General features: G+C 70.8%; 17 protein-coding genes. 7 read left to right on the top strand and 10 right to left on the bottom strand.

Going from position 1 to position 19,824, the window contains the following annotated elements:
• Positions 1–3 precede the first annotated feature (3 nt).
• Both ACPWT1_RS22285 and ACPWT1_RS22280 read right to left on the bottom strand, forming a co-directional pair.
• The gene (locus ACPWT1_RS22285; protein WP_427913312.1) at positions 4–1,437 is read right to left on the bottom strand and encodes a sigma-54-dependent transcriptional regulator; all 1,434 of its coding nucleotides are present in this window, start codon (positions 1,435–1,437) and stop codon (positions 4–6) included.
• Positions 1,438–1,548: 111 nt separating this feature from the next.
• Positions 1,549–2,736 carry a hybrid sensor histidine kinase/response regulator gene (locus ACPWT1_RS22280; RefSeq protein WP_427913311.1) on the bottom strand — a complete coding sequence of 396 codons (1,188 nt, stop codon included), beginning with the start codon at positions 2,734–2,736 and terminating at the stop codon, positions 1,549–1,551.
• 339 nt (positions 2,737–3,075) lie between these two features.
• On the opposite strand from ACPWT1_RS22280, the gene rpoN reads away from it, so the two are divergent.
• Together rpoN and ACPWT1_RS22270 are read left to right on the top strand one after the other, a co-directional pair.
• Entirely contained in the window at positions 3,076–4,473 is a 1,398-nt protein-coding gene (rpoN, locus tag ACPWT1_RS22275) for an RNA polymerase factor sigma-54 (RefSeq protein ID WP_427913310.1), read from the top strand.
• 37 nt (positions 4,474–4,510) lie between these two features.
• Positions 4,511–6,004, top strand: coding sequence for a sensor histidine kinase (locus ACPWT1_RS22270; protein WP_427913309.1), 1,494 nt, complete (start codon positions 4,511–4,513; stop codon positions 6,002–6,004).
• Between the two features lie 16 nt (positions 6,005–6,020).
• On the opposite strand, the gene ACPWT1_RS22265 is transcribed toward ACPWT1_RS22270, so the two are convergent.
• From ACPWT1_RS22265 to pcp, 7 genes are all read right to left on the bottom strand, one after another.
• Positions 6,021–6,635 (bottom strand): LuxR C-terminal-related transcriptional regulator, encoded by a 615-nt coding sequence (locus tag ACPWT1_RS22265; protein ID WP_427913308.1) that lies wholly within the window; start codon positions 6,633–6,635, stop codon positions 6,021–6,023.
• 34 nt (positions 6,636–6,669) lie between these two features.
• Positions 6,670–7,953, bottom strand: a complete 1,284-nt coding sequence (locus ACPWT1_RS22260) for a tryptophan--tRNA ligase (protein ID WP_427913307.1) — start codon at positions 7,951–7,953, stop codon at positions 6,670–6,672.
• 2 nt (positions 7,954–7,955) lie between these two features.
• Positions 7,956–8,624, bottom strand: coding sequence for a site-2 protease family protein (locus ACPWT1_RS22255; RefSeq protein ID WP_427913306.1), 669 nt, complete (start codon positions 8,622–8,624; stop codon positions 7,956–7,958).
• 22 nt (positions 8,625–8,646) lie between these two features.
• Entirely contained in the window at positions 8,647–9,282 is a 636-nt protein-coding gene (locus tag ACPWT1_RS22250) for an L-threonylcarbamoyladenylate synthase (RefSeq protein WP_427913305.1), read from the bottom strand.
• Positions 9,283–9,290: 8 nt separating this feature from the next.
• The gene (locus tag ACPWT1_RS22245) at positions 9,291–10,208 is read right to left on the bottom strand and encodes a DMT family transporter (RefSeq protein WP_427913304.1); all 918 of its coding nucleotides are present in this window, start codon (positions 10,206–10,208) and stop codon (positions 9,291–9,293) included.
• Complete coding sequence (locus ACPWT1_RS22240) at positions 10,205–11,059, bottom strand: 3',5'-nucleoside bisphosphate phosphatase (RefSeq protein ID WP_427913303.1); 855 nt, start codon at positions 11,057–11,059, stop codon at positions 10,205–10,207. The genes ACPWT1_RS22245 and ACPWT1_RS22240 overlap by 4 nt, the downstream gene beginning before the upstream one ends.
• A 76-nt stretch (positions 11,060–11,135) precedes the next feature.
• Positions 11,136–11,804 carry a pyroglutamyl-peptidase I gene (gene pcp, locus ACPWT1_RS22235; RefSeq protein ID WP_427913302.1) on the bottom strand — a complete coding sequence of 223 codons (669 nt, stop codon included), beginning with the start codon at positions 11,802–11,804 and terminating at the stop codon, positions 11,136–11,138.
• Positions 11,805–11,833: 29 nt separating this feature from the next.
• On the opposite strand from pcp, the gene ypfJ reads away from it, so the two are divergent.
• The 3 genes from ypfJ (at position 11,834) to ACPWT1_RS22220 (ending at position 16,392) form a co-directional block, all read left to right on the top strand.
• Positions 11,834–12,709 (top strand): KPN_02809 family neutral zinc metallopeptidase, encoded by an 876-nt coding sequence (gene ypfJ, locus ACPWT1_RS22230; protein ID WP_427913301.1) that lies wholly within the window; start codon positions 11,834–11,836, stop codon positions 12,707–12,709.
• A gap of 75 nt (positions 12,710–12,784) precedes the next feature.
• Positions 12,785–14,941, top strand: a complete 2,157-nt coding sequence (locus ACPWT1_RS22225) for a SulP family inorganic anion transporter (RefSeq protein WP_427913300.1) — start codon at positions 12,785–12,787, stop codon at positions 14,939–14,941.
• 17 nt (positions 14,942–14,958) lie between these two features.
• Positions 14,959–16,392 (top strand): DEAD/DEAH box helicase, encoded by a 1,434-nt coding sequence (locus ACPWT1_RS22220; RefSeq protein ID WP_427913299.1) that lies wholly within the window; start codon positions 14,959–14,961, stop codon positions 16,390–16,392.
• Between the two features lie 138 nt (positions 16,393–16,530).
• On the opposite strand, the gene ACPWT1_RS22215 is transcribed toward ACPWT1_RS22220, so the two are convergent.
• On the bottom strand, positions 16,531–17,367 hold the full coding sequence (locus tag ACPWT1_RS22215) for a symmetrical bis(5'-nucleosyl)-tetraphosphatase (protein WP_427913298.1): 837 nt from the start codon (positions 17,365–17,367) through the stop codon (positions 16,531–16,533).
• A gap of 24 nt (positions 17,368–17,391) precedes the next feature.
• On the opposite strand from ACPWT1_RS22215, the gene ACPWT1_RS22210 reads away from it, so the two are divergent.
• Both ACPWT1_RS22210 and ACPWT1_RS22205 read left to right on the top strand, forming a co-directional pair.
• The gene (locus ACPWT1_RS22210) at positions 17,392–18,696 is read left to right on the top strand and encodes a hemolysin family protein (protein ID WP_427913297.1); all 1,305 of its coding nucleotides are present in this window, start codon (positions 17,392–17,394) and stop codon (positions 18,694–18,696) included.
• Complete coding sequence (locus ACPWT1_RS22205; RefSeq protein ID WP_427913296.1) at positions 18,689–19,813, top strand: response regulator transcription factor; 1,125 nt, start codon at positions 18,689–18,691, stop codon at positions 19,811–19,813. The genes ACPWT1_RS22210 and ACPWT1_RS22205 overlap by 8 nt, the downstream gene beginning before the upstream one ends.
• Positions 19,814–19,824: the final 11 nt, after the last annotated feature.

Raw genomic sequence — 19,824 nt, 5'->3', positions numbered from 1 at the left:
AGGCTAGAGCCCGTAGTCCTTCAGGCGGTTGTAGAGCGTCTTGAGGCTCACGCCCAGCGCGGCGGCCGTGCGCTCCTTGTGGTTGCCGAAGTGCGCCAGGGTGGCGAGGATCACCTGGCGCTCCACCGCGGCCAGGGGCGTGCCGACCGTGATCTGGATGGCGCCGCCGGTGGATGACGCCTCGCCCGCATCGCTGGCGGGCTTGCCAACGAACGCCGCAGCGCTGCCGGCTGCGCCCGCCATGACGGGCGCCACCGCCGCGAGACTTGCCACCTGTTGCGCCGGATTGCGCGGCAGCCACTGGTCGGTGATGTCGGCCTCGGGGGCCATTACCCACGCGCGCTGCAGCACGTTGCGCAGCTCGCGCACGTTGCCCGGCCAGCGGTATTGCGCCAGCCGCTCCAGCGCCGCCGGGGTGGCGCGCTTGGACACGCCTTCGCGCTTGCCGATGTCGGCCAGGAAATGCTTGACGAGCAGCGGCAGGTCCTCCAGCCGCTCACGCAGCGGCGGCAGCTCGAGCGGGAACACGTTCAGCCGGTAGTGCAGGTCCTCGCGGAACTTGCCTTGCGCGACCGCCTGCGCCGGATCGCGGTTGGAGGCGGCGATCACCCGCACGTCGGTCTCGATCGGTGTCGACGAGCCCACGCGCATGAAGGTGCCGGTCTCCAGCACGCGCAGCAGCTTCACCTGCAGCTCCATCGGCATCTCGGTGATCTCGTCGAGGAACAGCGTGCCGCCATGCGCGCGCTCGAAGAAGCCGTGGTGCTGCCGCTCGGCCCCCGTGAAGCTGCCCTTCTCGTGGCCGAAGATCTCGCTCTCGATCAGGTTGGGCGAGATCGCGCCGCAGTTGACCGCCAGGAACGGCCGGGCACGCCGCCGCGACAGGTCGTGCACGGTGCGTGCCACGAGCTCCTTGCCGGTGCCGCTCTCGCCGGTGACGAACACGGTGACCGAGGTGCCGGCCACGCGCGCGAGCTGCTGGTAGACCTGCTCCATCGGCGCCGAGGTGCCCACCAGGTGGCCGAAGCGGCCCGTGCGCTGCAGGTCGTCGTGCAGCGAGCGCACTTCGTCCTTCAGCACCGACGGCTTCATCACGCGCGACAGGATGCTCTGCAGCTGGCGCGCGCTGACCGGCTTGACGAGGTAGTCGGCGGCGCCGAAGCGCAGCGCCTGGATCGAGGTCTCGAGGCTCGCGTGGCCGGTCATCAGCACGACCTCGGAATTGCCGATCAGGTCGGTCTCGTCCAGCAGCGTCATGCCGTTGCCGTCGGGCAGCTTCAGGTCCAGCAGCACGATGTCCGGCTGCTGCAGCGCCATCTGCCGGCGCGCCTCGCGCAGCGACTGCGCGGTGGCCGCCGAGTAGCCCTCGTTGGCCACCAGCTGCGCCATCATGCGCGCCGCATCGGCATCATCCTCGACGATCAGTGCGTGCCCCATCGTGCCCCATCGTGCCTTGTTGTGCTTGCTGCTCCGCCGTGGCGGAAGGCCGGGCTGATTATTGGTTCGCGGCGGCCGGGCTGCTGTAACGGCCGGCAAGCGTGCCGCACTTCACTCCGTGCCGAGGCAGCGCCGCAGGAGCTCGTGCCCGAGCGGCTTGACGGCATAGTCGTCGAAGCCCGCGCGCCGTGCGGCATCGACGTCGCTGTGCTGGCCGTAGCCCGAGAGCGCCACCATGCGGCCGGCGTAGCCGGCGGCACGTGCGTGCCGCGCCACTTCCAGTCCGTTCAGGCGGGGCAGGCCGATGTCCACCAGCGACACGTCGGGCTGCTCCTGCAGGAGGCGCATGAGACCCGTCGCACCGTCGCACGCCACGAACACCGTGTGGCCGTCGAGCTCGAGCCTGGCCCGCAGCGCCGAGAGCACGTCCGTGTTGTCCTCGATGACGAGCACGCGCCGGCGGCGTGCGGCGGCGCTGCCGTGTGCGTCCGGTGCATCCGGTGCCGCGATGCCCGGCAGGCACACGCGAAAGCAGCTGCCCTGCGGACTGCTCTCGGCATGCACGGTGCCTCCGTGCAGTTCCACCAGCTTGCGGACCAGCGGCAGGCCGATCCCGAGGCCGCCTGGCCGGCGGTCGAGTGGACGCTCGCCCTGCACGAAAAGGTCGAAGACGTGCGGCAGCAGCCCGGGAGCAATGCCCCGTCCCGTATCGCGCACGTCGAAGCAGGCCAGGCCGCCGCGCGCCGCGATGCACACGTCGATGCGGCCGCCCGCGGGCGTGTACTTCAGCGCATTGCCCAGCAGCTGGACCATCACCTGTTCCAGCCGCATCGGGTCGCCATGCACCCACGCGGCCTGTGCCTGCACATGCACGGCGTGGTCGGCCGTCGCGCCCTGGATCTCCAGCGTCCGCTGCACGCGCGTCACCAGGTCGGCCAGGTCCACCGGCTGGCAGGACAGGCTGACGCGCCCTGCCATCACGCGGCCCATGTCCAGCAGGTCCGCGAGCAGCCGGCCCAGGTTGCGGGTCTGGCGTCCGAGGATCGCGCGGGCCTCGAAGGCCTCGGTGCTCGCGGGAGGCGCGGCCTCCAGCACGTCGTAGGCGACGGTGATCGCACCGACGGGATTGCGCAGCTCGTGGCCGAGCATCGACAGCAGGTCGTCCTTGGCTCGGGCGGCGGCCTGCGCAGCGTCGCGGGCTGCCTGCAGGTCGCGCTGCAGCTGCTCGTTCGCGGCGGTGAGTGCGGCGACCTGCGCGCGCAGGTCGGCATCGCCGGTGTGTTCCAGGTCAGAGGGCACGTTGAGGACGCTATGTGAGGCGGAGGTCGGCTGCATGCGCTGCGCGACAGGCTAGGCGCGAACCGGTGGTCGCGGCATGCGCGGCAACCAACTGTTTCCCTCGCGGCGGCGATTGCCGCAAGCCATGCCGCACGCCGCTGGCTCGGCCGCACGGAGGGCAAGATTTACAGAAAGCCAAACACGCCATCCGTGCCGCTGCCTACCCTTTGTGTTTCGACGGCCGGGCAGCCCGTGACGCGCGGTATCGCTGGTGACGAGAGCCGCCCGATCGCACGCGACGGCACGCACCTTGCGCACCACCCGCCGACCGGCATCCAGCCGGACCAACGAGGAGATTGGATGCAAACGATGAGCCTGCAGGTGGGAGCCCACCTGCAACCCACGCTGTCGCCGCGCCTGCAGCGCGCGGTGAGGCTGCTGCAGATGTCGTCGATGGATTTCTCGCAGGTGGTGCGCGACGCGCTGGACAACAACCCGTTCCTGGAGACCGAGGACGGCGACCCCGCCCCCGAGGCCATGGCGATGGACGATGTGGAGCCCGCCGTCGTCGCCGAACGTCCGCTCGATGGCGCGGATGGCGTCGGCTGGGGCGTGGAGCCCGTGTCGCGCTCGCGCATGGTCGACGGCGATGGCGTGTTCGACACGCTGCAGGCCCAGACCACGCTGGCCGACCACCTGCTGTCGCAGCTGAACCTGCTGTCGCTGCCCGAGCGCGACTGGGCGCTGGCGATGGCGGTGATCGAATCGCTGGACGACGACGGCTACCTGCGCACGCCACTGCAGGAGGTCGGGTCGCTGGTGCCGCTGGATCCGCCGGCGGACTCCGATGAACTCGTGGTGGCCCTGCGCCGGGTGCAGGCGCTGGAGCCTGCCGGCGTCGGCGCGCGCGACGTGGTCGAGTGCCTGATGCTGCAGCTGCCGCAGGTCGGGTGCGACAAGCGTCGTGCCCTGGCCGCGCGCATCCTGCGCGAGTGCGTGCAGTGCCTGGCCAGCCGCGACATGAATGCGGTGGCGCGCCGCCTGGGCGTGCCGCTGGCCGATGCCGAATCGGCGTGCATGGCGATCCGCCGCCTCGATCCGCGGCCGGGCTGGCGCTTCGGCGGGCCGTCGGTGCAGTACGTCACGCCCGACGTGATCGTGCGCAAGGTGCGCGGCCAGTGGACCGCGGTGCTGAACGACGCCGTGGTGCCCAAGGTGCGCCTCAATCGCGGCTATGCCGAGCTGTTCCGCCGGCATCGCAATGCGGAGAACGCGGAGCTGGGCGCCCACCTGCAGGAGGCGCGCTGGACCGTGCGCAACGTCGAGCAGCGCTTTTCCACCATCCTCGCGGTGGCCCAGGCCATCCTCAAGCGGCAGCACCGGTTCCTCGCCTACGGCGCGATGGCGATGAAGCCGCTCGCGCTGCGCGAGATCGCGCAGGAGGTCGGGGTGCACGAGTCCACCGTCTCGCGCGTGACCAACAACAAGTTCATGGCCACGCCCTGCGGCGTCTACGAGCTGAAGTACTTCTTCTCCCGCGGCCTGGCCACCGCCAGCGGCGGCGAGTGCTCGCCGACCGCGATCCGCGGCCTGATCCAGGAGCTGATCGCGGCGGAGTCGCCGGCGCAGCCGCTGTCGGACGTGGAGATCGCGCGCCAGCTCGCGTTCCAGGGACTGCAGGTCGCGCGGCGCACGGTCACCAAGTACCGGCAGCTGATGAAGATCGAAGCGGCGGATCGGCGGCGCGCGAGCCACTGACGCCGCCGGGAGGACGCGCTGCTGTGACAATGGCGGCGTGAAGCCCGACACCGCGCCGTCCAGCGTCACCCCGGCCGAGGGCCTGTGGGTGGAAGGCGAGCTGGTGCGCGACCTCATGCGCACGCAGCGCAACACGCAGTCGCTCGGGTTGCTGCTGGTGCCGGTGCTGCTGGCGATGCTGTGGCAGGACGTTCCCAAGGCGGGCCTGCTGTCCTGGGCGCTGTTCACCACCACGATCGCCGCGGTGCGATTCGCCGTGCTGCGCATGTACCTGCGCGACGTGGAGAACGCGGGCGCGGAGGCGCACATCGCCTTCCTGCACCGCTGGTGGCCGGTGTGGCCGGCCAGCAGCGTGGCGTGGGGCCTGAGCACGCTGCTCTTCTTCGACCGCGTGCCGCTGCAGGACCAGTTCGTCTGCTGGCTGGCGCTCGCGGGCCTCGCGATGTTCGCGAGCGTCACGCTGTCCAGCCATCTTGCGACCATGCGGCTGTGCCTCGACGCGCTGGCGGTGAGTGCGCTCGCCGCGATGGCCTGGCGCATGGGGGTGGAGTTGCGCCTGGCAGGCCCGGTGCAGCACTGGTGGATCGTGATCCTGCTGCTGGTGTTCTGGCAGGTGCTGCGCCTCACGGGCCTGCGCCAGCACCTGACGCTGCGCAAGAACTACGAGCTGCAGTACCGCAACAACCAGCTGATCGACTCGCTCACGCGGCAGACGCAGGCGGCGCTCGATGCGGTGGAGATCAAGAACCGGTTCCTCGCCAGCGCCGCACACGACATCCGGCAGCCGGTGCATGCGCTGGGCCTCTATGCCGACTGGCTGGGCAGCGAACCGGAGATGGTCCACGAGATCGCGCCCAAGATCGTCGACGCGACCAAGGCGGTGAACACGCTGTTCGATTCATTGTTCGACCTCGCGCGGCTGGACTCCGGGAAGATCCGCCTCACCATCGAGCCGATGCGGCTGGACAAGCTGCTGCACGACCTGGAGCTGCAGTACCGGCCTCTGGCCGAGGCCAAGGGGCTGGCGTTCCGCGTGCATGCGGTGCCGGGCACGGTGACCTCCGATCCGATCCTGCTGCAGCGCATCGTCGGCAACCTGATCTCCAACGCCGTGAAGTACACGCACCGTGGCGGCGTGCTGGTGGCCGCGCGCGCGACATCGCGCGGGCCGCGCATCGAGATCTGGGACACCGGGGTCGGCATCCCGGCCGAGCACCAGCGCGAGGTGTTCCGCGAGTTCTTCAAGGTGCCGGGCCATGCGGGCACCGAGGACGGCTTCGGCCTGGGCCTGTACATCGTCGCGCGCCTGTGCCACATCCTGGGCCACCCGCTGGACCTGTCGTCGCGTCCCGGCAGGGGCACGGTGTTCCGGCTGCTGGTGACGCCCACGGACGCGGCGCAGGCGATCTACCGTGCCGCGTCGGCGGTCGACCGGCTGCGGCAAGGGCGACTGGATCCGGTGGGGCAGCTCTCGGTGGAACGCCGCGGTGCTGGCGTGCAGGCCCCGCAGCAGCCCGCTCCGCAGGCCTAGCGAGTGCTGAGCGGCGTCACTGGCCGAGCAGGCCGTGCGTGCGCGCGTAGTGGATGGTCTGGGTGCGGCTCTTGACGCCCAGGCGGCGGAACAGCCGCCACAGGTGCACCTTCACCGTGTGCTCGCTGATGCCCAGTTCGTCGGCGATCTCGCGGTTCGACAGGCCGCGGTCCAGCATCACGATCAGCTGCTTCTGGCGCTTGGACAGCTTGCTGTCCGTGGGCGCGAGTTCCTCGAAGCTGCCGTCGGTGGTGAGCAGGGCGCGCAGCGCGTTGCCGATCTCCTGCGCGCCGGAGGACTTCTCGATGTAGATGTCGGCGCCGGCCTCGATGCAGGCCTCCTCGGCATCGACCGCGGGTGACGCCGACAGCACGGCGAGCGGTGCGTCGGGGAAGCGGTTCTTCATCTCGTGCACGCCCGACATGCCGGTGGTGTCGGGCAGCTTGAGGTCCAGGCACACCAGGTCGGGGAACCCATGCTGCCGGACCGCGGCCTCCATGCCGCCGATGCGATCGAGCTCGATCACGTTGGCGCCAGGACGCAGCCGGCGCATCAGCATCACGACCGCTTCGCGCATCAGCGGATGGTCGTCGATGACGTACAGCGTGGCGGGATTGGGCGTGGGCTTCATGGCGACCGTTAGCATACTCCCACGGTTGTGGCGCTCAGCCGGCCAGCTGGGCCAATGCGGATCGCACTGCGGCTGCGTCCACGCCGGCGCCCAGTTGCGCCGCGTCGTCGCCGTCCTTCCAGCCCTCCGCCTTGAGTCGCGCGACGGCGCGGCCGGCGTCCTGCGGCGAAGCGAAGCCGGTGCTTTGCAGCAGCAACGCACCGCCGGCGTCGACCAGCTTGAAGTAGTGCTGGCCGTCGGCCTCGCGGTATTGCTTGAAGCTGGGCAGCGCTGCCTTCGCCTTGGCCTTGCCGGCGGCCTTGGCCTGCGTGGCCAGGTTGCGCAGGCCCACGGCGTGCCGCAACTCGGCCATGAACGGTGTCGCGCGCTCGCGCACCCGGCGTGCACCGGCCTGCAGGATGCGCTCGATCTCCCGCGGGTTGGCCATCAGCGCGTCGTAGCGCTCGCGCATGGGGGCGATCTCGCGGTCGATGCGCTCGAACAGGGTCTGCTTCGCATCGGCCCACGAGATGCCATCGGCATAGGCCTTGCGCAGCTGCTGCGTCTCCTCGCGCGAGGCGAAGGCCTCGTAGATCTGGAACAGCGACGAGCCCTCGACGGACTTGGGCTCGCCCGGCGCGCGCGAGTCGGTGACGATGCCGAACACCTGCTTGCGCAGTTCCTCGCGCGGGCTGAAGAGCGGCAGCACGTTGTCGTAGCTCTTGCTCATCTTGCGGCCATCGGTGCCGGGCAGGAGGGCCACCGACTCGTCGATCTGCGCCTCGGGAAGCACCAGGTGCTCGCCATAGAGGTGGTTGAAGCTGGAGGCGATGTCGCGCGCCATCTCGATGTGCTGCACCTGGTCCCGGCCGACCGGGATCCTGTGCGCCTTGAACATCAGGATGTCGGCGGCCATCAGGACCGGGTACATGAACAGGCCCGCGGTCACGTCCGCATCCGGATCGACGCCGGCGGCCCGGTTCTTGTCCACCTGCGCCTTGTAGGCGTGTGCACGATTGAGCACGCCCTTGCCGGTCACGCACGTGAGCAGCCAGGTGAGCTCGGGGATCTCCGGGATGTCGGACTGCCGGTAGAAGAAGACCCGCTCGGGATCGAGCCCGATCGCCAGCCAGCACGCCGCGATTTCCAGCGTGGAGCGCTGCACGCGCGCCGGGTCGTCGCACTTGATCAGCGCGTGGTAGTCGGCCAGGAAGTAGAAGTTCTCGGTGCCGGGACGGCGGCTGGCCTCCACCGCGGGCCGCAGCGCGCCCACGTAGTTGCCGATGTGCGGCGTGCCGCTGGTGGTGATGCCGGTGAGGAAACGGACGGGAGCGGTCATGGTCAGGAAAGCAGCAGTTGCAGCGGCGCGAGCAGCACGCCCAGGGTGGTGTAGCCGAGGGACAGCAGGGGGCTCAGCCACAGCCGGTCCACCACGTGCGCGATCACCAGCGCCATCACGATGAAGAAGCCCCACGGCTCGATGCGGCTGAAGGTCCATGCGGCGCGGGGAGGCAGCAGGCCGGCGACGACGCGCCCGCCGTCCAGCGGCGGCAGCGGGAACAGGTTGAACGCCCACATCACCAGGTTCACCAGCACGCCGGCCTTGGCCATCTGCAGGAAGAAGCGCTCCTGCACGTCGAAGGCGACCAGCACGGTGAACAGCACGGCCCAGAGAAGAGCCTGGATGAAGTTCGAGATGGGCCCCGCCAGCGCCACCCAGATGCTGTGCTGCCGCGGCCGCCGCAGGTGGCCGAAGTTCACCGGCACCGGCTTGGCATAGCCGAACAGGAAGGCGCCCGAGGTCGCGAAGTACAGCAGCAGCGGCATCACGATCGTCCCCATGGGGTCGATGTGCTTCATCGGGTTGAGCGTCACGCGGCCGAGCGCATAGGCCGTGTTGTCCCCGAAATAGCGGGCCACGTAGCCATGGGCAGCCTCGTGGATGGTGATCGCGAACAGGACGGGCAGCGCGTAGATGAGGACCGTCTGGATGAGGGTGTCGGGGTTCACGGCCCCATTGTCTCCGAGGCGCTCAGAGACCCAGCAGCGAAGGGTCGCCGCGACCCTGGCGAATGACGACCGGGTCGCCGCCAGCTCCCATGGGCGTGAGGTCGACGACGGTGGTGGGCTCCTGTGGGCACGCGCCCGCGTCGATCACGCCCGCCAGCTGGTTCTGCAGCCGCTCGCGGAGCTCCTGGGCGTCGTTCATCGGTTCGGTGTCGCCGCGCGCGATCAGCGTGGTGGCCAGAAGCGGACCGCCGTGCAGTTCCAGCAGCTGCTGCAGCACCGGGTGGTCGGGTACGCGCAGACCGATGGTCTTGCGCTGCGGATGGCTCACGCGGCGCGGCACCTCGCGCGTGGCCTCGAGGATGAACGTGAACGGGCCCGGCGTGGCCAGCTTGAGCATCCGGTATTGCCGGTTGTCCACGCGCGCGTAGTTCGACAGTTCGCTCAGGTCGCGGCACAGCAGCGTGAGGTGGTGCTTCTCGTCGATCCCCCGCACCTGCCGCAGCTTGTCGACCGCGGTCTTGTCGTCCAGCTGGCAGGCGAGGGCGTAGCTGGAGTCCGTGGGCACGGCCAGCACCCCGCCTTGCGCGAGCAGCGCGACGGCCTGCTTGAGCAGCCGCACCTGCGGGTTGTCGGGATGGAGTTCGAAGTACTGGGCCACGTGGATCCTCAGGCTCGTGCCGTCCGCAGGGGCAAGCGGGCTTCCCGCACGGTGACCCAGGCGCCTGCCGCGCCGCACGCCGCGATCACCGCCATGCCGCTGAACGACCAGCTGTCCGGCAGGTGGCCGAACACCAGCCAGCCGCCCACCATCGAGAAGCCGATCTGTGCATAGAGGTAGGGCGTCAGCGTGGCGGCGGGAGCGTGCCGATAGGCCAGGATCAGCAGGAAGTGGCCGATGGTGCCCATCGCACCCATGAAGCACATGCCAGCCCACAGCCATGGGTCGTGCACCGCGGTCCAGACCATCGGCAGCGCGAGCGACGCGACCAGCGTGCCCACCCAGCCGGTGTACAGGTGCGTGGTGAGCGGATCCTCGGTGCGGGCCATTCGGCTGGTGAGCACCTGGAACCAGGCATTGCTGGCCACCAGGCCCAGCGGCAGCAACATGGCCCAGGTGAAGCTCTCGCCGCCGGGCCGGATGATGACCAGCGTGCCCGCGAAGCCGCCGGCCACCAGCGACCAGCGCAGCGGCGACACGTGCTCCTTCAGCACCGTGGCGGCCAGCAGCGTCACCGCGAGCGGCGCCATCATCACGATGGCCGTGAACTCGCCCACCGGCATGAAGCGCAGGCTGGTGAACGCCAGCAGGCTGCTGGTGAGCAGCAGGAGGCCTCGCAGGATCTGGAACGGCAGGTGCCGGGTGCGCAGCACCTTGAGGCCGCGCAGCGGGATCACCACGGCCGTGGTGGCGAGCGCCTGGAAGGCATACCGGAACCACAGCGCCATCAGCAGCGGGACATAGGCGCCGACATGCTTGGTGGTGGTGTCCAGCGCCGAGAAGCAGGCCGCCGCGCCCAGCACCAGCGCGATGCCGAGCAGCTCGGCGCGTGGTCCGTGCCCCGCGGCGGCGGCGGCGCGCGTCACCGGATGCGCTCGGCCAGCAGTTCCCAGACCGGCGTCAGCTCGCCCGGCAGGTACGGCAACTGGCCGAGGTCGGTGTGGCTCTCGTCGGGGCTGTGGAAGTCGCTGCCGCGCGAGGCGGCCAGGCCGAACTCGCGCGCGGTGCCGGCGTACTTCACCGCTTCGGCCGCGGTGTGGCTGCCGGTCACCACTTCCACCGCCTGCCCGCCATGGGCCTTGAACTCGGTGAAGAGCGCGTACTCCTCGTTGGGCGTGAACCTGTAGCGCGCCGGGTGGGCGATGACGGCCACGCCGCCGGAACGCGTGATCCACTGCACCGCATCGCGCAACGAAGCCCAGCGGTGCGGCACGAAGCCCGGCTTGCCATCGGTGAGGTAGCGGCGGAACACCTCGCTGGTGTCCTTGCAGATCCCGGTCTCGACCAAGAAGCGCGCGAAGTGGGTGCGCGAGATGAGCTCGGGATTGCCCACGTACTTGAGCGCGCCCTCGTAGGCGCCCTTGATGCCCACCTTGGCCAGCTGGTCCGACATCTCCTGCGCCCGCGCGCCGCGGCCACCGCGGGTGGCCAGCAGGCCTTCGACCATGCGCGGGTCATCGGGGTCGAATCCCAAGCCGACGATGTGCACGGTCTCGCCCGCGAACGTCACCGAGATCTCGGTGCCGGTGAGGTATTTCATGCCCTGCTCGCGCGCCGCGGCCGCCGCGCGGTGCTGGCCGCCGATCTCGTCGTGGTCGGTCAGCGCCCACAGCTCGACGCCGTTGGCCTTGGCCCGGGCCGCCAGCGCCTCGGGCATGAGCGTGCCGTCGGATACGACCGAGTGGCAGTGGAGGTCGGCGTTGAGGATCGAGGACACGCGCCGATTTTCGCCCACAACACGGCGGCTGTCCCCGTTTCGGCCCGCAATCCCGACAGGAGCGTGGCGTGCGTGCCTAGTTCAGCGCACCGGCCTGGAGTCGGAGATCGGCGTGCGTGCGCAGTGCGCAGGCAATGCCGACTTCCAGGCCCTGCACGAGCTGCTCCAGCGTCATCGACGGTGCGCCCTGCTGGGGCAGCCACGGCACGTGCACCAGGCCGCCACGCGTGCCGGCCCAGCGCGGATCGGCGAGCGTGTGCATGAGGCCGTAGAACACGTGGTTGCAGACGAAGGTGCCCGCGGTCTGCGACACCTCGGCCCGGATGCCGGCAGCGAGCATGGCGGCCAGCATCGCCTTGATCGGCAGCCCGGTGAAGTACGCGGCGGGACCGCCGGGCATGACCGGCGTGTCGATCGGCTGCGCTCCCGTGTTGTCGGGGATGCGTGCGTCGTTGACGTTGATCGCCACCCGCTCCAGCGAGATCGCGGCCCGGCCGCCGGCCTGGCCGGTGCAGACGACCAGCGCGGGCCGGTGTTGGCCCAGCAGTTCCTGCAGCACGTGCAGCGAGCGGCCGAAGGCCGTGGGCAGCTGGGCGCTGACGATGCGGTGGCCGTCGAGCTCGCGGCCGTGCAGTGCCTGCACGGCCACCCAGCTGGGGTTGATCGGCTGGCCGCCGAACGGGTCGAAGCCCGTGACGAGGATGCGGGGTTGGCCGACAGGCACGGCCGTCCGGTCGCTTAGCATCGGCCCACTGTACAGCGAAGGGGTCGGCCATGCGTTGGGAAGGCGAACGCGAATCGAACAACGTCGAGGACTACCGCGGCGGCGGTGGCGGGGGCGGCTTCGGCCTGGGCGGCGGCACCCTGAGCATCGGCGCGATCGTCATCGCGCTGGTGGGCGGCGCGATCTTCGGCATCAACCCGCTCACGATCCTGAGCATGCTCAGTGGCGGCCCGGCGCAGGTGCAGCAGCAGCAGGCGCCGCGCCAGCCCAATCCCGCGACGGAGGATCGCGACTCCAAGTTCGTGCGCGTGGTGCTCGCCAACACCGAGGACGTGTGGTCGCAGGTGTTCCAGCGCGGCGGCGCCACCTACCAGCCCCCGCACCTCGTGATGTACACGGGCGCGATCCGCACCGGCTGCGGCGCGGGTCAGTCGGCGATGGGGCCGTTCTACTGCCCGGCCGATTCCAAGGTCTACATCGACCTGGGCTTCTACCGGACGCTGCGCGACCAGCTCGGTGCGCCGGGCGAGTTCGCGCAGGCCTACGTCATCGCGCACGAGGTCGGGCACCACGTCCAGCACCTCCTGGGCATCACCGACAAGGTCGACCAGCTGCGCTCGCACAGCAGCCAGACGCAGGGCAATGCCCTCAGCGTGCGGGTCGAACTGCAGGCCGACTGCTTCGCCGGCGTGTGGGCGCACTACTCGGAGGAATCCAAGAAGTGGCTCGATCCCGGCGACATCGAGTCGGCCCTGAACGCGGCGCAGAAGATCGGCGACGACACGCTGCAGCGTTCCGCCGGCCGCGCGGTGGTGCCCGAGAGCTTCACGCACGGCAGCAGCGCGCAGCGCCAGCGCTGGTTCACCACCGGCTGGAAGTCGGGCAGCGTGAAGGCCTGCGACACGTTCTCCGCCTCCGGCCTGTAGCCGCTGCGCGTCGGCAGCAGGGACCGTGACAGGTCCCGGGTCGCCCTGCCAGCTCGGCAGTGCGATGATGGCGCGATGAGCAGTTCCCTCGGCTTGCGGACGCGCCTCGCGCGGTCGGCGGTCCCCACGGCCGCCATGTCCGCCGCCGCCGTCACCATTCCCCACGCCCTCGGCCTCGGTCTGCTGGCGTTCGCGCCGGTGGCAGGGGACCTGCCCGTGGCGACGCTCGCCCTCTGGTCCGCGGCGCTTCCGGGCGCGATCGCGTCGCTGGTGGCGGGACGTCCCGGTGTCGTCTACGCGCCGACCACGGTGGTGGCGCTGCTCTATGCCGCGGTGGTCGCCTCGCTCGCGGGCGCGGCCACGTCGCTGGGCATGACCGCGCCGCAGGTGCTGGCGGCGTGCAGTGCCACCGCGGCGCTGGCATGCGGATTCCAGTGGCTGTTCGGCGCCATGCGGCTCGCGTCGCTGGCGCGCTTCCTGCCGATCTCGGTCACGCACGGATTCGCGGCCGGCGTGGGGCTGGCCATGGTCGTCGGCCAGTTGCGCAGCGGCTTCGGTGCCGGCACGTGGTCCCTCAGTGCGCACGTGGCCGTGCATGCCGCCGCGGCGCTGGGCGTGGTCGGCGTCGCGGTGCTGGCGCAGCGCCGCTGGCCCCGCATGCCCGGCCTGCTGACCGGCGTCGTCGCAGTGGCCGTGCTGGTCGGCTTGGGCGGCTGGGGCAGCGCCCTCGCGCCCGCGGCGGTGAAGAGCGGCTTCGCCCTGCCGCCCTGGCCGGACCACGCGGGCGTGCCCTGGCGCGCGCTGCTCGAGGCACAGGGCCTGCACCTGGTGTCGCTCGCGCTGCTGATGGCGGTGGTCAACAGCCTGGAGGTGCTGGTCTTCAACCAGGAGCTGGAGCTGGACCACGGCCTGCGCGGCGACCCGAACCGGGCCCTGCGCCGCGAGAGCGCCATCGGTGCGCTGTGTGCGTTGTGCGGGCTGATCCCGGCGTCGACCAGCGCCTCGCGTTCGCGCATCGTGCTGGCCCGTGCGGGTGCGTCGTCGAGTGCGGGCATGGTGCATGCGCTCCTGCTGCTGCTGGTGGCGGCGACCGGTCACTGGTGGCTGGACAAGGTGCCGATGGCGTGCCTGTCCGGCGCGCTGATCCTGGCCGGCCTGACGCAGGTACCGGCCGTGATGTGGTCGCGCGGCTATGCCCAGGCCGCGCCTGCGGCCTGGAGCCAAGGCTGGCTGGTGGCGCTGGTGTTCTGCGTGGCCGGCGGCGCCGGCGCGCTGGTCGCCGGCCTGGTGGTGGCCACGTTCGTGTTGCTGCGCGCTTCGGCCAGCAGCGCCATCCGACGCGGCCATCTCGACGGCGAGGTTCGTTCGCGGCGGTTGCGCCGCGCGGTCTCCGAAAGCTGGCTGGCCCCGCGCATGAACCGGCTGGCCGTCATCGAGCTGCAGGGAATGATGTCGTTCGGCGTGGCCGCGTACATGGCCGAGCAGGTGCGCGCGCTGCTGCGACGGGAGCACGAGTGGGTGATCCTCGATGTCACGCGCGTGCCCGCATGGGACGCCACCGCGCTGGTCCAGGTGCGCGCCCTGGGCCGCGACCTCGCGCAGCAGCGGCGCCAGCTCGCGGTGGCGGGCGCCGATCCGGCCCTGGCGGCGCAGCTGGGCGTGCACGTGGAGCAGTTCGCCGATCTCGATCGCGCGCTGGAGTGGGCCGAGGACGCGATCCTGGTCGAGCAGCCCGCGCTCGCTTCCACGCTGATCGGCCCGCATGCGGACCTGCTGGGCGAACTGGGCGAGGGCGTGTCCGACGAGGCGCGCTATGCGCTGGAGGCGGTCTTCACGCATGCCGACTACCGCCGCGGCGAATGCATCTTCCGCGATGGCGACTCCGGCCGCGAGCTGTGCATCGTGCGCTCGGGCCACGTCACCATGGCCACGCAGTGGCCGCCGGGCAGCAGCCTGCGCCTGGCCACCATCGGCCACGGCATGGCGTTCGGCGAGATGGCCTTCCTCAACGGCCAGCCGCGCACCGCCTGCGCCGGGGCCGAGGGGCGCGCGGTGCACCTGCTGAAGCTGGACCGGCCGGCGTTCGAGGCCTGGGCCGCGGACCATCCGCGCGACGCGCTGGTGTTCCTGAACAACCTCGCGCTGATGGGAACGCGCCGCCTCGCCGCCACCACGCGGCAGCTGCGCGCCGTGCTGGAAAACGGTCCGGCCAGCCCGGCTGTGCCGGGGTGAGACAATGGCGGGTTGACATGAGTGAATCCGCCTTTTCCAACCTGTCGCTGGCCGAGCCGCTGGCACGAGCCGTGGCCGAGATGGGCTACGAGCAGATGACGCCGATCCAGGCGCAGGCCATCCCCGTCGTGCTGACCGGCAAGGACGTGATGGGGGCCGCGCAGACGGGCACCGGCAAGACCGCGGCCTTCTCGCTGCCGCTGCTGCAGCGGCTGCTGAAGCACGAGAACGCCTCGACCTCGCCCGCGCGCCACCCGGTGCGCGCGCTGGTGCTGCTGCCCACGCGCGAGCTGGCCGACCAGGTCGCCCAGCAGATCAAGCTGTACGCCAAGCACACCAACCTGCGCAGCGCCGTGGTGTTCGGCGGCATCGACATGAAGCCGCAGACGCTCGAGCTGAAGAAGGGCGTCGAGGTGCTGGTGGCCACGCCGGGCCGGCTGCTAGACCACATCGAGGCCAAGAACGCGGTGCTGAACCAGGTCGAGTACGTGGTGCTCGACGAGGCCGACCGCATGCTGGACATCGGCTTCCTGCCCGACCTGCAACGCATCCTGTCGTTCCTGCCCAAGCAGCGCACGACGCTGCTGTTCTCGGCCACCTTCTCGCCGGAGATCAAGCGGCTGGCCAACAGCTACCTGAACGACCCGGTGACCATCGAGGTCGCCCGGCCCAATGCCACGGCGTCGACCGTGGAGCAGCATTTCTACAGCGTGTCGGACGACGACAAGCGCCGCGCGGTCAAGCAGATCGTGCGGCAGCGCGGCCTCACGCAGGCCTTCGTGTTCGTCAACAGCAAGCTTGGTTGCGCGCGGCTGGCGCGGTCGCTGGAGCGCGACGGCCTCAGGACCACCGCGCTGCACGGCGACAAGAGCCAGGACGAGCGCCTGAAGGCGCTGGCCGCGTTCAAGGCCGGCGAGGTCGACCTGCTGGTGGCCACCGACGTGGCGGCGCGCGGTCTCGACATCAAGGACGTGCCGGCGGTCTTCAACTTCGACGTGCCGTTCAACCCCGAGGACTACGTGCACCGCATCGGCCGCACCGGCCGGGCGGGCGCATCGGGCCTGGCGGTCACGCTGGTGTCGGGGAGCGACGGCCGGCTGGTGGCCGACCTCGAGAAGCTGCTGAAGAAGAAGATCGACCTCGAGGCGCTCGAGTGGGACGACGAGCGTCCGCGCGGCCGCATGAACGACGGCCGCCGCACGTGGCGCGAGCACGGCGAGCTTGGCGACCCGCGCGACATGCTCGAGCGCGACCGCGGCGATCGGCCGCCACGCCGGGAATCGCGTCCTGCGCCGGCGCCGCGCGACCCGTTCTTCGAGCAGCCCTACGAAGCGCCGCAAGGCGACGTGAAGCCGGCGTGGGAAGGCGGCGCCAAGCCGGCCACCAGCCGCGTCTCCGCCAACATCAAGACCAAGCGCAAGGTCGCGGCCCTCTTCAAGCAGCCGCAGTAAACGCGGGGCCGGGAGCGGACTCCCAAACGCAGAAGACGCAGAGCAAGCGCAGAAGACGCAGAAAAATCCTCTGGAAGTTTCTTCTGCGTCTTCTGCGTACCTTCTGCGCCTTCTGCGTTTGGGAGTCCGCTTCCGCCTTCACTCCCTCCCCGGCTCCTGCGCCTGCTCGCACTTCACCTGGATCACCTCGCGCGACTTCGTCGCCGGGTCGTAGCGCAGCGCGCTCAGGCAGCCGCCCCACACGCAGCCGGTGTCGAGCGCGATCACGTCCTCGCGCAGCAGCAATCCGAGCTGCGACCAGTGGCCGAAGGCGATGGTCGTGCCGGCGGTGCGGCGGCCCGGCACGTCGAACCAGGGCAGCGTGCCGGGCGGCGCGTGGTCGAGGCCGCCCGAGGCCTTGAGGTACATCGCGCCGTCCACGGTGCAGAACCGCAGCCGCGTCAGCGCGTTGACGATCACGCGCAGCCGCTCGGCGCCATGCAGGTCGCCGTGCCACGACGCCGGTTCGTTGCCGAACATCGTGCTGAAGAACTCGCCCACCTCGGGGCCGCGCAGCACCGCTTCCACCTCGCCGGCCAGACGCAACGTGTCCTGCACGTCCCATTGCGGCAGCACGCCGCCGTGCACCATCAGCAGGCCATGCGCATGCAGCGCCATGTGCTGCTGCCGCAGCCAGTCGAGCATCGCCTCGCGGTCCGGCGCCAGCAGCACCGAATCCATGGTGTCGTTGCGGTGCGGCGGGCGGACGCCGTGCGCGACGGCCAGCAGGCTGAGGTCGTGGTTCCCCAGCAGGCACGTCGCGGCGCCTCCCAGCTGCATCAGGCGTCGCAACACGCCGGCCGATGCAGGTCCGCGATTGACGAGGTCGCCGAGCAGCACCGCATGGTCGCGGCTCGGCGAGAACGCCACCTCGTGCAGCAGCCGCGCGAGCGCGTCGTCGCAGCCTTGCACATCCCCGATCAGATACAGTGACATCGTGTCCGATTCTCCCCGAGCGCCATGGATTTCCTGCTGATCGCCGTGCTCACGGTGCTCAATGGGGTGTTCGCGATGTCCGAGCTGGCGCTGGCCTCCAGCCGCAAGGCGCGCCTGCTGGCGCTGGCCGAGGAAGGCGACAAGGGCGCCGAGCAGGCGCTGCGGCTGCTGGAGCATCCCACGCAGTTCCTGTCCACCGTGCAGGTGGGCATCACTTCCATCGGCATGCTCAACGGCATCGTCGGCGAGGCCGCGTTCAGCGCCTCGCTGTCGCACTGGCTGGCCGGGTTCGGCATCTCTGACGGCGTCGCCGGCGTGGCGGCAACCGCGATCGTGGTGATCCTGATCACCTTCGTGACCATCATCTTCGGCGAGCTGGTGCCCAAGCGCATCGGCCAGCTCTATCCGGAGCCGGTGTCGCGCGTGATGGCGCGGCCGATGACGTTCCTCGCGCGCGCGGCCGGGCCGTTCGTGCGCCTGCTGTCGGCCACCACGCAGGCGACGCTCAAGGTGCTGCGCATCGACACCGCGCAGACGCGCGGCATGACCCAGGAGGAGATCACGCACAGCCTCGAGGAAGGCGTGGATGCAGGCGTCATCGAGGAGCACGAGCACCAGATGGTGCGCAACGTGTTCCACCTGGACGACCGCGCGCTCACCTCGATGATGGTGCCGCGTTCGGACATCGAATGGTTCGACGCCGCCACGCCCGTCGCGCAATGCCTGCGCCTGGCGGGGCAGGGCGGCGCGCATTCCTGGTACCCGGTGTGCCGCGGCTCGCTGGACGACGTGGTCGGCATGGTCAACATCGCGCGGCTGCTGGCGCTCGGGCCCGAGCACGAGGGGCCGGTGGGACCGCACGCGATGCCGGCCGCCTTCGCGCCCGAGACGCTCAGCGGCATGGAACTGCTGGAGCAGTTCCGCCAGCAGGCGCAGCGGGTCGTGTTCGTCGTCGACGAGTACGGCGTGGTGCAGGGCCTGCTGACCCCGCACGACCTGCTGGAGGCCATCACCGGCGAGCTGCAGCCGCGCGCCACCGCGCAGGCCTGGGCCACGCCGCGCGAGGACGGCTCCTGGCTGCTCGACGGCCTGATGCCCGTGGCCGAACTGAAGGCGCGCCTGGACATCCGCGAGCTGCCGGAGGAGGATCGTGGGCGCTACAACACGGTCGCGGGGCTGCTGCTGGCGGTCTCGGGCCACCTGCCCGCGGTGGGCGAGAAGATCGAATGCGGGGAGTGGCTGTTCGAGGTGATGGACCTGGACGGCCGCCGCATCGACAAGGTGCTGGCCAGCCGCCTGGCGCTGGCCGTCCAGGAAGAACGTGCATGACCCGGACAAGGGGCGGCACGGCGCGGCATCGTCCCTGATGGCCACCGTGCTGCTGGTCGACGACGACCCGCACCAGCGCGCGTTTGCGGCGCTGGTGCTGGCGGAGGCGGGCCACTCCGTGCGCGAGGCCGGCGACGGCGCCGAGGGCCTGCAACTCGCGCTGGACGATCCGCCCCAGCTGATCGTGTGCGACGTCGTGATGCCGCGCATGAACGGCTACCAGATGGTGGCGGCCGTGCGCGCGGAGCCTTCGATCTGCACCACGCCGGTCATCCTGCTCACCTCGCTGGCCGGGCGCGCGCAGGTGCGCGCCGGCATGACCGCGGGGGCCGACGACTATCTGGCCAAGCCGTTCCAGCCGGCGGAGTTGCGCGACGCGGTCCAGGCACTGCTGCAGCGGCGCCAGGCCCAGTTCGATGCCATCGCCGGCAGCGTGATGCAGGACATGGACGCGGCCCTGGAGGAGCAGCGTGAGGCGCTGGGCGCGCGCTACGAATCGCAGCTGCTGGCGGAAGTCAACAGGAAGTGGAAGACCGACGTCGCCGCCGGCGCCGAACTCGTGTTCCCGAGGGCGGCGCTCGTCATGGCCGATCTCTACCGCGCCGTCGAACGCGAGGAAGGCGGCCCCGTCCCACCGGGCGAACTGCTGCGCCGTGCGCACCTCGCGGCCAGCGACGCGCTCTACCTGTTCGGCGCCGTCCACGTCCTGGCGCACGGCGGCGACCTCGTGGCGGTGTTCGGCACCCAGGACGGTCTACCGCCCAACCTGCCGCAGCTGGTGCGGGCGGCGTTCGCATTGCAGGCCGCCGCGGGTGCCGTGCTGGGCGCCGACACGGGCCCGGACTCCGGGCGGCTGACGGTAGCCATCGAGGCCGGCCCCGTGTCGCTGCTGCGGCTGCACGATCCGCTGCATGGGGATGCGGGCCTGGCCGCGGTGCCCGGATCCACCTTGCGTCGCGCGTTGGCGTTGCGCCGGGTGGCGCGTGCACAAGGCTGGGCCGTGGCTGCGCCCGCGCCGCTGGCCGAGCGCGTGCCGCCGGCGGTCGCCACGTTCGGGCGGCTGGGCAAGGTGCCCAACGCCACGGGCGCGGTGGAACTGCTGCGCGCGCGCGGCTGAGCACCAGGAAC

The organism is Ramlibacter sp. MMS24-I3-19, from assembly GCF_050320135.1.
Classification (GTDB): Bacteria; Pseudomonadota; Gammaproteobacteria; order Burkholderiales; family Burkholderiaceae_C; genus Ramlibacter.
The sequence above is the reverse complement of the archived record's forward strand: the minus strand, read 5'-3'. Positions and strand labels throughout refer to the sequence as shown.